Below are 15,964 nucleotides of genomic sequence, written 5' to 3'. Positions count from 1 at the left end.
GTTTATCCCTTATGCGCCGGCAATTTAATTATTGCTGTTGTGCCCATGCTGTATTCGCTTTTTATATCAATGCCTCCGCCGTGTTCCTCCACTATCCGTTTTGTAATAGAAAGACCAAGTCCTATCCCTACTTCTTTTGTGGTAAAATACGGCTCATAAACCTTCATTAAATTTTCTTCAAGGATACCGCATCCATTGTCTAAAACCTTAATAATGATATGTTCATCATTCTTTGATGCCTCTACTATTATTCTGCCTTTATTTCCCTCCACTGCCTGAATGGAATTCAGTATAAGATTAAGTATGCAGATTTTTATCTGCTGGGCATCTACAGGCGCAGTAAGATCATCCTCTGAAAACCTTTTCTCTACTATAATATTGTCCTCCAGTATCTTATGTTCCACAACCCTTAATACATCTTCAATTATGGTATCTAAAGGTATATTCTGGATTTTCAATTTAAGCGGTTTTCCGTAATCCAGAAAGTTTACTATCATGTTATTCAGTCTCTGAACCTCTCCTTTTATTCCATTGATTGTATTGATAAATTCTTCTCTGCACCTCTCATCATCAGGGGAAAACTTACTCGCTATATGGGCAATGCTTAGATTTATAAAATTAAGAGGATTTCTTACCTCATGGGCTATACCGGATGCAAGCCGCCCTATGTCTGAAAGGTGTTCAGCCTCTTTCAGTTTGATTTCCAGTTCCTTTCTTTCAGACAGACCCTTCACCATTTTATTAAAATTCTCTACCAGTCTTCTTGTCTCTCCGCCGCCCTTTACAGGAAGGGCTACGGTAAAATCTCCTCCTGCAACATCTTCTGCTGCCGCAGCAATATTATTTATCGGCCGTGTATAGCGGGATGCCAGAAATATTGCAGCAGTTATGCCAATTATGAACACAATGCCTGTTGCAAGGAGCCTCTTTATATTATTGTAACGCATAAATTCTGCAAAATCATCAAACTGCATTGCTATATGGACAAACCCGAACTGCTCATTGCCTACAACAACAGGAAGGAATATGTCATAGTTCCTCCGTCCCTTTGCGATGCTCATAAACTCCTGCACCTCACTGGATGTCTTAACCCTGTCCCCCTTTATATCAATAACCTTGCCTGTAAGCGCAGGGTTGGAACTTGCAATAACCTCTCTCTCATTGGTTAAGATGGATACCTCTTTTATCCCCTTTCCCTTTACCCTCTCAACATATTGTTTGAGTTTTATATCACTTATTTCATCAGACGGGTTTGTTAATTGCTCTATGCTTATCTGAATCGCAGCAGAGAGTTCATCAGTATGCCTCTCCACCTGTCTTATCAATCCCCTTTCAGCCCTTGTATAAATGACAAGGAGCGAGACCATCAGGATAGATGACAGAAACAGCATTATAAAAATAAGTTTTGTCTTAAGCCCTGATAGATTCATGCGGCGGAACAATTTTAACCTCCATTTACAATCTTACAAAAGAAATCCATATAAGTCAATTAGAGGGTTCGTTTCTGTTCGTTTCTTGACACTGTATCTTGTATTATGTTAATCAGACCACATAATAACACTCTATGGGAGGATAATACATGAAGTTTTCAAAATCTCAAAAATTACTTGAAAAGGCAAGGGGTATCATACCCGGCGGGGTAAACAGTCCTGTCAGGGCATTCATGGCAGTCGGCAGCAATCCGCCTTTTATAAGAAGGGCAAAGGGTTCAAAGATATATGATATAGATGGCAATATATTCATAGATTATGTCGGTTCATGGGGACCGATGATTTTAGGACACTGCGAGCCAAAGGTTGCATCCAGTATTAAAAAGGCTGTTGACAAAGGCACAAGTTACGGCGCTCCAACACCGCTTGAGGTTGAACTTGCAAAACTTGTTTTAGAGGCGTTCCCGTCAATGGAGATGGTTCGGTTTGTGAGTTCTGGAACAGAGGCAGCAATGGGGGTGATAAGACTTGCAAGGGCATATACAAAAAGGGACAGGATAATAAAATTTGAGGGCTGCTATCACGGACATTCTGACAGTTTACTTGTAAAGGCAGGTTCAGGTGCGACAACATTTGGTGTGCCTGACGGCCCGGGCGTGCCAGCGGATATTGCAAAGAATACATACACTGCGGTTTATAATGATATTGGCTCTATAGAGGCGCTGTTTGAAAAAGACCCTGAAGGGATTTCGTGCATTATTGTTGAACCTGTCCCCGGCAACATGGGTGTTGTTTTGCCGCAGAATGATTTTCTAAAGAAACTAAAAGCCGTATGCGGGAGATACGGCAGCCTTTTAATACTTGATGAGGTTATGAGCGGATTCAGGAGTTTATTTGGAGGCGTTCAAAAAATCTATGACATAGACCCTGATTTGACATGCCTTGGAAAGGTCATAGGCGGAGGACTTCCAGTCGGCGCATTTGGAGGCAAAAGGAAAATTATGGAAATGCTGTCCCCGGCAGGTCCTGTTTATCAGGCAGGGACATTGTCAGGAAATCCTTTAGCAATGACAGCAGGGATTGAGACATTAAAGCAGTTAAAGAAAAAAGGTGTCTATGAAAAACTTTTAAAAACAACAAATGCAATTTGCAGCGGCATTGAAGGGATAGCAAAGAAAAAAGGCGTGCCTGTATGGATTGCAAGGTCAGGCTCAATGTTTACTTTATTTTTTAATGCCAACCCTGTCAATAATTATTCGGATGCAAAAAAATCAAACCTTGAAAAGTTTGGAAAGTATTTCAGAAAGATGCTTGAAAATTGTGTGTATCTGCCGCCGTCTCAGTTTGAGGCTGTATTTGTATCAACTGCCCATACAGATAAGGATATTGCAAAAACCCTTGATGCAGTAAAAAAGGCATTCAGGGCAATATAACTAACCTTGACAAAAAGCCTTTTCGTGCATAAATTTTACCTAACTACACCTTTATAAAAATAGGAGGATAAAAGAACATGGGAAAGATTATAGGTATTGACCTTGGCACAACAAACTCAGTTGTTGCTATCATGGAGGGCGGCGAACCCAAGGTAATAGTAAATGAAGAGGGCAGCAGGATTACGCCTTCGGTTGTGGCATTCACAAGAGATGGCGAAGTCCTTGTCGGACAGGTTGCAAAGAGACAGGCAATAACAAACCCTGAAAATACGGTTTTTTCAATTAAGAGATTCATGGGAAGAACCTATGATGAGATAACAGAAGAGATGAAGATGGTGCCATACAAGGCAGTAAGGGACAGCCAGAACAGGGCTGTTGTTGAGATTATGGGAAAACATTATACCCCGCCTGAGATATCTGCATTTATACTGCAAAAATTAAAAAGGGCTGCTGAGGCATATCTCGGAGAGCCTGTTACTGAGGCTGTTATAACAGTGCCTGCATATTTTAATGATGCCCAGAGACAGGCAACAAAGGATGCGGGCAAGATTGCAGGGCTTGATGTAAAGAGGATTATAAATGAGCCTACTGCATCATCCCTTGCATATGGTCTTGACAAAAAAAAGGAAGAAACCATTGCTGTCTATGATTTTGGCGGCGGGACATTTGATATATCAGTGCTTGAAGTAGGCGAAGGTGTTTTTGAGGTAAAGTCAACTAATGGTGATACGCACCTTGGCGGAGATAATTATGACCAGAAGATTATTGACTGGCTTGTTGCTGAATTCAAAAAGGACCAGGGCATTGATTTATCAAGGGACAGGATGTCCCTCCAGAGGCTTAAGGAGGCAGGAGAAAAGGCAAAGATAGAACTATCTTCCACAATGGAGACAGAAATTAACCTGCCTTTTATAACAGCGGATGCAACCGGACCAAAACACATGGTCATAAGACTCTCCAGAGCAAAACTGGAACAGTTGACAGATAGCCTGACAGAGAGGAGCCACGGTCCATGTGAACAGGCTTTAAGGGATGCTGGTATGAGCCATTCTGATATAAATGAGGTGGTTCTTGTAGGCGGCATGACAAGGATGCCGAAGATACAGGACTTTGTTAAGGATTTCTTTAAAAGAGAGCCGCACAAGGGCGTAAACCCCGATGAGGTTGTTGCTGTGGGCGCTGCAATCCAGGCTGCTGTTCTTGCAGGTGAGGTCCGGGATGTTGTGCTTCTGGATGTAACACCGCTTTCTCTTGGTGTTGAAACACTTGGCGGCGTAATGACAAAGTTGATAAACAGAAATACCACTATCCCGACAAGGAAAAAAGAGGTTTTCACAACTGCTGCTGATAATCAGACATCTGTTGAAATCCATGTCTTGCAGGGCGAAAGAGAACTGGCAAGGGACAACAGGACACTTGGCAGATTCCATCTTATCGGACTACCCCCTGCGCCAAGGGGCATACCTCAAATAGAGGTTGCATTTGATATTGATGCAAACGGCATACTGAATGTATCTGCAAAAGACATGGCAACAGCAAAGGAGCAGAGGATTACAATCACTGCCTCCAGCGGCCTTGCAAAGGATGAGGTAGAAAAGATGGTTAAGGATGCTGAAATCCATGCAGAGGAGGATAAAAAACGAAAAGAGGTTGTTGAGACAAGGAATCAACTTGATTCCCTTGTATATGCCACTGAAAAGACCCTTAATGAACATAAAGGCAAGTTATCGGAGTCTGATATAAAGGTAGTTGAGGATGCCTTGAAAGAGGCAAAAGATGCTATAGCAAAAGAGGATATGGGGGAGATGAAAAAGGCACTTGACAGAATCAATCAGGCATCGCATAAAATGGCTGAGGTAATATATAAACAGACTGCACAACAGAAGGAAGGTGCGGCCCCGGACACAGACACCAAAAAAGAAGGCGAGGTTGTTGACGCAGAGTTTGTTGAAGAAGATAAAGGCAGGGGTTAGGCTATGGGCGATGGGCTATGGGTTTTCCTATCGCCTATCGCCTCTTGCCTATAGCCTGTATTATTTATGGCAAAAAAAGACTACTATGAAATCCTCGGTGTAACGAAAAATGCCGCAGAAGATGAAATCAAAAAATCTTACCGAAAACTTGCAAAAAAATACCATCCTGATGTAAATCCCGGAAATAAAGGGGCAGAGGCACGATTCATAGAGATAAACGAGGCATACGAGGTCTTAAGTGATACACAAAAAAGGGCACAGTATGACAGGATGGGGGCATTCCCATTTGAATCAGGTTTTGAGGGTGGGCACACATATACATCCACCGGTGGTTTTAATATAGGGGATGTAAACTTTGATGTAGGCGGCATTGAAGATATATTTGGTGACATATTTACCAGAAAGACAAATAGATGGAGAGGAACAAGGGATGGCAGTGATGTAGAATACAGGGTAAAAATTCGTTTTGAAGACGCTGTTAGGGGAACTGAGATTAAGGTGCCTATTACTGATAAAGAATTGATAACAGTTAGGATACCCCCTGGTGTTGATGACGGCTCAAAGGTAAAGATTACAGGAAAAGGAAGTCCTGGTATAAAGGGCGGAAAACCCGGCGACCTTTATATTATCACAAATGTAGAGCCGCACCCGTATTTTACAAGAAAAGGGTTTGATATATATCTTGACCTAGCTATTACAATAATTGAAGCAAGTCTTGGCACAAAGATAAGCATACCAACAATGGATGGTATGACACTCTTAACCATCCCTCCCGGCACATCAGCAGGACAGAAATTAAGATTAAAAGGAAAGGGGATTGAAGATAAAAAAACAAAGACAAGAGGCGATCAATATGTTATTATCAAAATTATTGCGCCGAGAGATTTAAATCAGAGGGCATCTGATTTATTAAAGGAGTTTCAAAAGGTTCATCCGTATAATCCACGCACCGGCACAGGATGACAGGTTTACGGCAATGTTTGAGATAGAAGGCATAAGAGAAAGACTTACACCCACAGCATCAAGACTCCTTGATGATTCCATTCAGCAGTCACAGAAACGGCAGCACTATTATCTTGGTGTTGAGCATATATTCATCTCATTTGCTAACATTGAAACAGTCTTTTTCCACGAACTTCTGACAGACTTAAATCTTGATGCAAAGCAGATTCTCTCTTTTGTTAACGAACATTTGAATATTAGTCGTCAGTATGTTGGTGTTGGGCTTAAGGTGCCTCCTGCCACAAAAACATTATTTAAACTTGCATGGGAAGAGGCACAGAGATGGGACAGGGATGTTATAGATTCAACAGATCTCTTTGCCGCTATATTCATGGATACCAATTCACTACCAGTAAAGATATTCAGGGGTTTTGGCATAGAGCCAGAAAGTGTTATACGGGCTGTTAATATCAGGATTAGGAGTATAGAAGAAGTTGAAGAAGATTTTAAAAAGAAGTTTGAACTCCCTCCTAATCTGAGACATTTTGCAGTAAATCTTAACAAACTTGCCCATTACGACAGACTGCCGCCTATAATAGGCAGAGAAAAAGAGATAACACAGGTGATGGAAATACTCTGCCATGTGGAGAGGAGTAACTCTGTCATGGTTATAGGCGAACCCGGTGTTGGCAAGACTGCTGTTGTTGAAGGGCTGGCAAGGAAGATTGAACTACAGCCTCATGATGTGCCAAAAAGACTCAGGAATAAGCAGATTGTCAACCTCCAGATGAACTCTGTTGTTGCCGGCACCATATTCAGGGGCATGTTTGAAGACAGGATTGAAAAGATAATCAAGGAACTTAAAGATAGAAAAAATCTGATTCTTTTTATTGATGAGGCGCATACACTTATCGGTGCAGGTTCTGCAATGGGTGTCCCTTCTGATGCAGCGAATATATTCAAGGCAACACTTGCCAGAGGTGAGGTGCAGATTATAGGTGCAACAACTGCTGTTGAATACAAGGAATACATTGCAGAGGACGAGGCGCTGGCACGGAGGTTCAGGATAGTGCATGTGGATGAGCCTTCTGCAGATGATACCAGACAGATAATTCATGGACTAAGGGGAAGACTTGAAAAGAACTATCCTGTTATAATAGATGACAGTGCTGTTGATACTGCAATTGATATGTCAAAGAGGTATATGAGGAGTCTCCATATGCCTGACAAGGTAATAGGCTGGCTTGATACTGCATGTGTGAAGGTGGAGATAAACAGGACTAACAAAGTGGTAACTGCGGATGATGTGACAGAGGTCATATCACAGGAGACAAAAATTCCTATTGATATGATATTCAGGGATACCACAGCAAGGTTCAGAAATATGGAAGATGTCATAGCAAAAAGGCTTGTTGGACAGAAGAAGGCAATAGAAAGTCTTGCTAGAAGAATGCGGTTGAATAAAGGTCCTTTAAAAGAGAACTTCTGCCGTCCTGACGGTGTATTTCTCTTCCTTGGTCCAACAGGTGTAGGAAAGACAGAACTGGCAAGATCACTGGCTGAGTTTTTATTCGGTGATGAAAATAAGATGATAAGGCTTGACATGTCAGAATACAAGGACGGCGCTATTGCTGTTGATAAACTGATAGGTATGCCCAGAGGTATAGTGGGTTCTGAAAGGGGCGGCATTCTGACGAATCAGGTGAGGGAGAACCCATATTCTGTTGTCCTCTTTGATGAGATAGAAAAGACAAACCCGTATGTCCTGAACCTCTTCCTTCAGGTCTTTGATGAAGGCTGGCTTACAGACGGCAGAGGCAAGAGGGTATACTTCAGCGACACTATTATCATAATGACCAGCAACCTAGGTGCAGATGAATTTAAGAAGTTTACAAAACCTATGGGATTTTTAAACAACGGCTTACGGGTAGAAGATTTAAAAAAGAATATAATGAAAGAGGTGGAAAATACCTTTACCCCTGAATTTATTAACAGGATAGATGATACAATTGTATTTTCACCGCTTACAAGGGATGAGGTAAGAGAGATTACAACAAGATATATTGATAGCCTTAATAAACATCTAATGACATACAATAAGACATTGCATATAACAGAGCCTGCAATAGATATACTTGTAGATACAGGATACAATATAAGATATGGTGCAAGGTTTTTAAAAAGGAATATAGATGAAAAGGTCAAACTGCCAATAACACTCAAGTGGAAAGAAGGGGATATATTCAGGGTTGATGCCGCAGAAGAAGATGTGGTTGTAAGCACAATGAATCAATTTGAGACTGTAACCATTTAAACACAGGAGACAAATAGCATGCTTAAAAATATCCTTGTCCCGCAGGACGGCTCAAAACACAGCAAGACCGCACTTGAATACAGCATCTATCTAGCTAAAAGGTTTCATGCAAACTTAATCGGACTGCATGTAATTGATATAGTTGCCCTTGAAGGTCCTTTCTTACACGACCTGTCAGGTTCACTGGGTTTTGAACCTTTCTTTAATTTTTCTTCAAAAATGAGGGAGGCGCTTGAAGAAAAAGGCAGGATAGTATTGAATGATTTTTCCGATACCTGCAAAAGGGAAAATGTCAAACACGAAACCATTCTGGAAACAGGCATCGTTGCCAATGAGATTTGTGAAAGGGCAAATTTATCTGACCTTATTGTAATAGGCAGGCACGGAATAAATGTAGAGTTTAAACACGGACTTCTGGGTTCTACTGCAGAAAGGGTTATGAGAAAATCTTCCCAGCCTGTAATGGTGGTTTCTGACAGATTTGAAGAGATAACAAACCCTTTAATTGCCTATGATGGCAGTGCACCAGCAAGCAAGGCACTCCACTATGCAGCAGAATTTTCAAAGACCATTAGACTTCCTCTTACAATTGCAACCCTGTCAAAAGGCAGCAGCCCAAGTGCAGCATTAAAAGATGCTGAAGAATATTTAAAACCCTATAATATAAATACTAAGTTTGTGCTATTAGAAGGGGATACATCTGATGAAATCATCAAATATTACAAAGAAAACAGCCATAATCTTATATTTGTGGGATTTTTAGGACATACAAAGATTTATGAGATGGTTCTTGGTTCAACAACCGAGTATATTATGAGAAATATGGATGGCCCTGTATTTGCAGCAAGGTAGTAACAGACAATTTTTTATTTTATCAACTCCTCTGGCCAGCCTTGTCCTGAAACACCAAGTTCTTTAAAAGCAGTTTTTAATTCTTCATCAGACGGCGGGATACCGTGATATTGATACTTACCTTCAAATATTGAGCAACCCTTGCCTTTAATAGTTCGGGCTATAATTACAGTGGGTTTACCTTTGATGCCTTCTGCAGTGTCAAGTGCCTTGATAATTTCAATTATATCATGACCATCTATCATCAATACATGCCAGCCAAATGCCTCCCATTTATTAGATAAAGGTTCAATATTCATTATATCTGTTACAGCACCATCTATCTGAAAGCCGTTAAAATCAACCACTGCACATAGATTATCAAGTTTATAATGTGCAGAACTCATGGCAGCCTCCCAGACCTGTCCTTCTTCAACCTCGCCGTCACCCATAAGGGCATATACCCTTGAAGGACTCTTGTCAAGTCGCAATGCCATTGCAATGCCATTTGCCATTGAGAGCCCCTGTCCAAGAGAGCCTGTAGACACATCAACACCCGGTGTTGACTTCATATCAGGATGTCCCTGAAGGATACTGCCCAATCTCCTTAATGTCTTGAGTTCTTTTGGCTCAAAATATCCACACCTTGCAAGTGCAGCATACAGAATAGGTGCTGCATGGCCTTTTGACAGAACAAATCTATCCCTTTCCTGCCAATCTGGTTCTTTTGAATTGTGCCTCATCTTATAAAAATAAAGGGTGGCAACAATATCTGCTGACGAAAGAGAACCCCCTGTGTGTCCTGATTTTGATATATTAAGCATCATTAGGACATCTACCCTTAACTGTTTTGCCTGCCTTTTCAGGTATTCTATGTCATATTTTTGTGGCATACTTATCATCTTTCTGTAAGAAGGGATTTTTCTAACACCTAAATTGAGCGATTAAATGAGCGCCGAGTGAATGCCATTTTAAATCGCTCAATTTAGGTAACATATAAGATTATCTTATGCAAGTTTTTATTGTTAAATATTAAGAATATATGATAATCTTTTTTCCTCAAGAAAACCCATGCTATTCCATTAAGCGGAGGATGATTATGTCTATTACAAAAAGGGATACTGTGCATGTTGCACTGCTTGCCCGTCTTGAACTGTCTGAAACAGAGAAGGATGTGTATACACTCCAGATGGACAGCATCTTAAAATATGTAGAAAAACTATCTTGTATTAAAACAGAAGGCATTGAACCAACAACCCATGCAGTGCCAATATCAAAACCCCTGCGTGAAGATATTATAAGAGAGTCTGTTACAAATGATGAAGCCCTCTTGAATGCCCCTGATAGAGATACAAACTGTTTTAAGGTGCCGAGGATAATAGAATAAAGGAGATAACTTTGGAACTTCACAACCTCACAATCCATGAACTTCACGATAAACTTATAAAAAAAGAAGTTACCTCTTTAGAATTAACAGAAATATTTTTAAAGAGGATTGATGCAGTAGATGAAAAAATCAAGGCATTCATAACTGTAACCCGCGAAAATGCAATTGAACAGGCAAAGGATGCTGATAAAAGAATTATGAACGGCAAGGATATAACACCGCTTACAGGTGTTCCGATATCTGTTAAAGACATATTCTGCACAAGGGGTATATTAACCACCTGTGCCTCAAAGATGTTAGGTAACTTTATCCCACCTTATGATGCGACTGTTGTTAAAAAACTTAAGAATGCCGGCAGTGTAATACTGGGGAAGACTAATATGGATGAATTTGCTATGGGTTCATCTACTGAAAACTCTGCATTTTTTGTTACAAGAAATCCATGGGGCAGAGAGAGGGTTACAGGCGGTTCCAGCGGCGGCTCTGCTGCAAGTGTTGCATCCAATGAATGCAGTGCATCTATAGGAACTGATACAGGCGGTTCAATACGGCAGCCTGCTGCCTTATGCGGTATTGCAGGCTTAAAACCCACATATGGAAGGGTATCAAGATACGGTATGATTGCCTTTGCATCATCCCTTGACCAAGGCGGTCCTATGACAAAGGATGTAAGAGATTGTGCTATAATGCTTAACATAATGGCAGGCTATGACCCAAATGATTGTACATCTATAGACGCACCTGTTCCTGATTATACAAAGTCTTTGCAAGAGGATATTAAGGGTTTAAAGATAGGTGTCCCAGAGGAATATTTTATAAAGGGATTGGATAAAGAGGTAGAAAAGGGTGTATCTGATGCTATAGATGTTCTGAAAAAACTTGGTGCAGAGGTTCTTGATGTAAGCCTTCCCCATACAGAATATGCAGTAGCAGTCTACTACCTTGTTGCGACAGCAGAGGCGAGTTCCAACCTTGCCAGATATGATGGTGTTAAATATGGATACAGGACAAAGGCATATAAGAATTTAATAGATATGTATTGCAAGACAAGAAGTGAAGGTTTTGGGGCAGAGGTAAAGAGAAGGATTATGTTAGGCACTTATGCCCTTTCATCAGGCTACTATGATGCATATTATAAAAAGGCATCACAGGTAAGGACACTGATAAAACATGACTTCATGGAGGCATTTAAAAAATGCGATGTCCTCCTGACACCAACCAGTCCGACCCCTGCATTCAGGATAGGGGAAAAGACCAATAACCCGCTTACCATGTATCTTTCTGACATATTTACCATATCCTGCAACCTTGCAGGTATGCCAGGGATTTCTATTCCATGTGGTTTTACAAAAGATAACCTTCCAATAGGCTTACAGATACTCGGTAAACCACTTGATGAAGAGACTGTTTTGAAGGTATCTTATGCCTACGAGCAGGCAGCAGAGTGGCACAAGAGGAGGGTTGTGTTGTAATCGGATTTAATCCCTTGGTATCTCCAACATCCTGTCCAGTGCCTTTTTTGCAGGTATCCGTATCTCATCCGGAACATCTACAATCCTGTCCATCTTCTCAAGTGCCTCAAGAATATCCTCAAGGGTAATAAGTTTCATATTCGGGCAGATTAGTGATTTTGAGGCAAGGATAAACTTTTTATCAGGATTTTCTTTCTTGAGTCTGTATAAAATTCCCATCTCTGTGCCGACAATGATTGACTTTGCAGCCGTAGATTTCGCAAATTTATACATGCCTGATGTGGAACATACATGGTCTGCCATGTCAATCACCTCGGGTCTGCATTCAGGATGGCATGCAAAAATTGCATCAGGGTATTTTTCTTTGCACTTAACAACATCTTCTGGTTTTAGTCTTTCATGGGTAGGACAGAACCCATTCCACCACTGCATCTTTTTTTTAACTCTCCTTGCCACATACATTGAAAGGTTTCTGTCAGGAACCATATAGACAACTTCAGACTCAAGTGAATTAACCACCTTAACAGCATTTGCAGAGGTGCAGCAGATATCGCTTAAAGCCTTAACCTCTGCTGTTGTATTTACATATGCCACAACAGGGGTATCGGGTCTCTTTTGCCTTTCATTTTTTAGGTCATTTCCTGTAATCATATCCGCCATTGGACAGCCTGCATCAAGTCGGGGCAGTATCACAGTTTTTTGAGGGCAGAGGATGGATGCACTTTCTGCCATAAAATGCACACCGCAAAATACAACAACCTCTGCTTTGGACTTGGCAGCAGTTTGTGAGAGACCGAGTGAATCTCCACAAACATCAGCAATCTCCTGCACCTCATCCCTCTGATAGTTATGTGCAAGCAAGATGGCGTCTCTTTTTTTAATGAGGTATCTTATATCTTTCTTTAGTTTTTCGTTATGGTTTTTTATATCCATTTTATCATCTTCCTGCGTTAAACATAACACATAAACATAGAATTTATCAACCACAACCAACCATCCGTAAAAATCAATGTCTATTCTTGAGAACCATTTCATTTGACTTGTTTAATCTCCTTTTGGTAATCTAATTTATTATGAAGTTACATTTTAATATCAACATAAAATTTGATGAAAAGGGGCTTGTCCCTGCTGTTGTGCAGGAGTATACTAGCAGCAGGGTCTTGATGCTTGCGTATATGAACAAAGAGGCTCTTGAAAAGACCATTTCAACAGGCATAGCACACTATTTCAGCCGCTCAAGAAACAAACTCTGGATGAAAGGTGAGACATCAGGGAATACTCAGAGTGTAAAGGCTGTTTATTACGACTGTGATGAGGATACAATCCTTTTAAGTGTCCATCAGACAGGGGTTGCATGTCATACAGGGGAGATGAGTTGTTTTTATAGAAGGCTGGATGGAAAGACTTCAGACTTCAGACTTCAGACTTCAGACATTCTTTCAGACCTTTTTCAAACCATCAAAGAAAGAAAAACCGCGTCTCCTGAAAAATCGTATGTGGCATCGTTATACTCAAAGGGAAAAGGCAAGATACTGGCAAAAATCAAAGAGGAATCATCTGAACTGATTGAGGCAGCAGGAGATGGCGTAAGGAAAGAGATTATCCATGAAACAGCAGACCTGTGGTTTCATACGATGGTTTTGCTTGGAGAGATGGACATAGAACTGGACGATGTATTAAACGAATTAAAAAGAAGACAAGGGGTCTCTGGCATAGAGGAAAAGGAAGGAAGGAAAAACAGGGGATAGGGACTAGAGGCTAGGTGCTAGGGATAAGGAGACGGGAAATTGAGCAAAAAGACAATGACAGACATTGAAAAAAAGATTTGCAAAGAGGTGCAGGAAGACATACCGCTTATCCCTCGACCGTTCGAGGAACTTGCCGACAAAATCAACATATCAGAGGATGATTTCATCTTAAAGGTCAACGGGTTTCTGGAAAAGGGTTATATCAGACGGTTCGGCGCAGCCATTAGGCACAGGAAGGCAGGGATAACCGCAAATGGCATGGGTGTATGGATTGTGTCTGAACAAGACAGGGAAAGGGTCGGCAAAATCATGGCGTCTTTCAAAGAGGTAAGCCACTGTTACGAAAGACCATCATTTGAAGACTGGCCGTATAACCTTTTTACAATGATACACGGACGGACAAAAGAAGAATGTTTTGATACTGCCAAAAGGATTTCTGATGCAACCGGCATTAAGAAATATAAAATTCTCTTTAGTTCGCAGGAGTTCAAAAAAGAAAGCATGGTTTATTTTTAGGTTAAATCATGAAAGGTAGTATACGGAATTTGCTTATCCTATTAGTCCTTATATCTTTATATGGCTGCAGTATATCCATTGACAATGTTTCACAGCCTTTTTATCAAATGCATGATATACTTTTAATATCAGAAACCATAAGAGAAGGTAAAACCACAGAGGAATATCTTCTGAAACGGTTGGGTATCCCGACTATTGATACAACTGATAAACTTGGCAATAAGATATGGATATATCTTTCTATGCCAAGCGTTGGGAACGAAATCCGTATGGATGTTACACTGAAAGATGGTATTATTACAAACTACAAACTTGAGGGAGAGGACAGGCCATAAAATTCCAGGTGGGACAGTCCCCCAGAACAAACTCGACAGGTGATGACAGACCATAAAATGAGGAAGCGTCATTGTCATTGACTCATCTAAACATAAATTTCTCGGAAGGGTTGAAGGGCTTGGCAATCTGATTCATGGGACAATTAAGTTTTCACCTGATGCAAGATACGCATATACAATCGGAAGAGACGCAACAGTAAGCAAGATAGACCTTTTAACACTTACAGTTGTTAAACAGGTTAGGGCAGGGTTTGACTGCGTCGGCGGAGTTATGACACAGGATGGGAAGCATATTGCCTTGAGCAATTACTCGCCAAAGGAGGTCAGGATACTAGATGCAGAAACGCTGGAAACAGTAAAACAAATCCCTGCAATCAGGGAATATGGCAATGGCATTACCATTGAATCCCGCGTGGTAGGGATTCTTGATGCCCCCGGAAACCTCCTTGTCTTTTCCTTAATGGAGGGGGACGGGATATGGGTTGTAGACGCAGGCAAAAAAGATTTCCCTGTTATAAAAAAATTCTGGGATGTCGGAGATACGCCTTACGACGCCCTTATAACGCCCGACGGCAGATATTACCTTGTTGGTTTCTTAAACTCAAACTGGATGGGGCTTTTGGACACATGGGAATTAAATGAGGTTAAAAAAATCTTGACCCAAAAGGAAAACCAGTCAGCAAACGATGTGCCTCTGTGGAAGATACCTCATTTAAAGGGTTGGGCAATTGCAGGAGAGTTGGCAGTGCTTCCTGCGTTAAAAAAGGAATTAGCATTGGTTTATAATAATAAAACATGGGAATGGGTTAAAAATGTCCATCTTGAAGGAACTGCACTTTATACTGTTTCAAGCCCTGATGCCAGATATGTGTGGGTTGATTTAGTCGGCAAGAACGGCGATATAATTCATATCATTGATTTGAAGACCTTGGAGGTTGTCAAAACACTAAATCCCGGCAAGGGGGCAACACATCCCCAGTTTACGCCAAAGGGAAACTATGTCTATGTATCCTTAATGGATGATAATAAGGTTGTTGTGTATGATGCAAAGACATTCGAAAAAATCAAGGAGTTTCCTGCAAAAAGACCATCAGGGATATTCTCTACTGAGCGGGCGCATAAATTCGGGATGTAGGTAGCAATAACTAGAACTTGCTATGTATAAAGTAGAACATGGTTCATATATATCTCATAGATGAAAGTGCGTGATATTATAAGATTGATAGAAAGCGATGGTTGGTATCAAGTTGATACAAAAGGAAGCCATCGTCAATATAAACACCCTGCAAAGTCAGGCAGGGTAACAATTGCCGGTCATCCTGTAAATTTAGGGACACTTCCCCTATAGTAAATTTAGGTAAATTTAGGGACACTTCCCCTATTAATACAATCTCTGGGTTGTTTTTCATAATCAGGGAAGTGTCCCCTTATTTTTTAGGGAAGTGTCCCCTTATTTTTTTTATTTTTTCTGTTCCATCGCATTTCTCACACATCATTTGCCCATCGCCCTTACATTTTGGACATTCTCTTGCCATACTATTTTCTCCTTTGCTACTTGGCGGGAGAGAACCAAGCGAAAACCG

General features: G+C 40.9%; 15 protein-coding genes. 12 read left to right on the top strand and 3 right to left on the bottom strand.

What is annotated here, in order from left to right:
• Window positions 1–2: 2 nt before the first annotated feature.
• Entirely contained in the window at window positions 3–1,442 is a 1,440-nt protein-coding gene (locus HZC45_00505) for a HAMP domain-containing protein (GenBank protein MBI5681652.1), read from the bottom strand.
• A gap of 137 nt (window positions 1,443–1,579) precedes the next feature.
• Here HZC45_00505 and hemL point away from each other — a divergent pair, with 137 nt between their 5' ends.
• The 5 genes from hemL to HZC45_00480 all read left to right on the top strand — a co-directional run bounded on the left by hemL (window position 1,580) and on the right by HZC45_00480 (window position 8,944).
• Window positions 1,580–2,863: a glutamate-1-semialdehyde 2,1-aminomutase gene (hemL, locus tag HZC45_00500; GenBank protein MBI5681651.1), complete on the top strand. Its 1,284-nt coding sequence runs from the start codon at window positions 1,580–1,582 to the stop codon at window positions 2,861–2,863.
• Window positions 2,864–2,940: 77 nt separating this feature from the next.
• Window positions 2,941–4,836 carry a molecular chaperone DnaK gene (gene dnaK / locus HZC45_00495; GenBank protein ID MBI5681650.1) on the top strand — a complete coding sequence of 632 codons (1,896 nt, stop codon included), beginning with the start codon at window positions 2,941–2,943 and terminating at the stop codon, window positions 4,834–4,836.
• 66 nt (window positions 4,837–4,902) lie between these two features.
• A complete protein-coding gene (locus HZC45_00490) occupies window positions 4,903–5,799 on the top strand; it encodes a DnaJ domain-containing protein (protein ID MBI5681649.1) in 897 nt (298 codons plus the stop codon).
• A gap of 13 nt (window positions 5,800–5,812) precedes the next feature.
• Window positions 5,813–8,092, top strand: a complete 2,280-nt coding sequence (locus tag HZC45_00485) for an ATP-dependent Clp protease ATP-binding subunit (GenBank protein MBI5681648.1) — start codon at window positions 5,813–5,815, stop codon at window positions 8,090–8,092.
• A gap of 18 nt (window positions 8,093–8,110) precedes the next feature.
• Complete coding sequence (locus tag HZC45_00480) at window positions 8,111–8,944, top strand: universal stress protein (GenBank protein ID MBI5681647.1); 834 nt, start codon at window positions 8,111–8,113, stop codon at window positions 8,942–8,944.
• A 14-nt stretch (window positions 8,945–8,958) separates the two neighbouring features.
• On the opposite strand, the gene HZC45_00475 is transcribed toward HZC45_00480, so the two are convergent.
• A complete protein-coding gene (locus tag HZC45_00475) occupies window positions 8,959–9,816 on the bottom strand; it encodes a transketolase (protein ID MBI5681646.1) in 858 nt (285 codons plus the stop codon).
• A 206-nt stretch (window positions 9,817–10,022) separates the two neighbouring features.
• On the opposite strand from HZC45_00475, the gene gatC reads away from it, so the two are divergent.
• Both gatC and gatA read left to right on the top strand, forming a co-directional pair.
• Complete coding sequence (gatC, locus tag HZC45_00470) at window positions 10,023–10,310, top strand: Asp-tRNA(Asn)/Glu-tRNA(Gln) amidotransferase subunit GatC (protein MBI5681645.1); 288 nt, start codon at window positions 10,023–10,025, stop codon at window positions 10,308–10,310.
• A gap of 11 nt (window positions 10,311–10,321) precedes the next feature.
• Window positions 10,322–11,782 (top strand): Asp-tRNA(Asn)/Glu-tRNA(Gln) amidotransferase subunit GatA, encoded by a 1,461-nt coding sequence (gene gatA, locus HZC45_00465; GenBank protein MBI5681644.1) that lies wholly within the window; start codon window positions 10,322–10,324, stop codon window positions 11,780–11,782.
• A gap of 6 nt (window positions 11,783–11,788) precedes the next feature.
• On the opposite strand, the gene nadA is transcribed toward gatA, so the two are convergent.
• The gene (gene nadA / locus HZC45_00460; GenBank protein ID MBI5681643.1) at window positions 11,789–12,715 is read right to left on the bottom strand and encodes a quinolinate synthase NadA; all 927 of its coding nucleotides are present in this window, start codon (window positions 12,713–12,715) and stop codon (window positions 11,789–11,791) included.
• 140 nt (window positions 12,716–12,855) lie between these two features.
• On the opposite strand from nadA, the gene HZC45_00455 reads away from it, so the two are divergent.
• From HZC45_00455 to HZC45_00435, 5 genes are all read left to right on the top strand, one after another.
• The gene (locus tag HZC45_00455; GenBank protein MBI5681642.1) at window positions 12,856–13,530 is read left to right on the top strand and encodes a bifunctional phosphoribosyl-AMP cyclohydrolase/phosphoribosyl-ATP diphosphatase HisIE; all 675 of its coding nucleotides are present in this window, start codon (window positions 12,856–12,858) and stop codon (window positions 13,528–13,530) included.
• A gap of 54 nt (window positions 13,531–13,584) precedes the next feature.
• Window positions 13,585–14,046, top strand: coding sequence for an Lrp/AsnC family transcriptional regulator (locus tag HZC45_00450; GenBank protein MBI5681641.1), 462 nt, complete (start codon window positions 13,585–13,587; stop codon window positions 14,044–14,046).
• A 29-nt stretch (window positions 14,047–14,075) separates the two neighbouring features.
• Window positions 14,076–14,381, top strand: coding sequence for a hypothetical protein (locus HZC45_00445; protein MBI5681640.1), 306 nt, complete (start codon window positions 14,076–14,078; stop codon window positions 14,379–14,381).
• Window positions 14,382–14,451: 70 nt separating this feature from the next.
• The gene (locus tag HZC45_00440) at window positions 14,452–15,516 is read left to right on the top strand and encodes a protein nirF (GenBank protein ID MBI5681639.1); all 1,065 of its coding nucleotides are present in this window, start codon (window positions 14,452–14,454) and stop codon (window positions 15,514–15,516) included.
• Window positions 15,517–15,576: 60 nt separating this feature from the next.
• On the top strand, window positions 15,577–15,729 hold the full coding sequence (locus HZC45_00435) for a type II toxin-antitoxin system HicA family toxin (protein MBI5681638.1): 153 nt from the start codon (window positions 15,577–15,579) through the stop codon (window positions 15,727–15,729).
• The last annotated feature ends 235 nt before the right edge of the window (window positions 15,730–15,964 follow it).

Source organism: Deltaproteobacteria bacterium, assembly GCA_016223005.1.
Classification (GTDB): Bacteria; Desulfobacterota; GWC2-55-46; order UBA9637; family GWC2-42-11; genus JACRPW01.
This window is presented reverse-complemented; position numbering and strand designations above follow the sequence as displayed.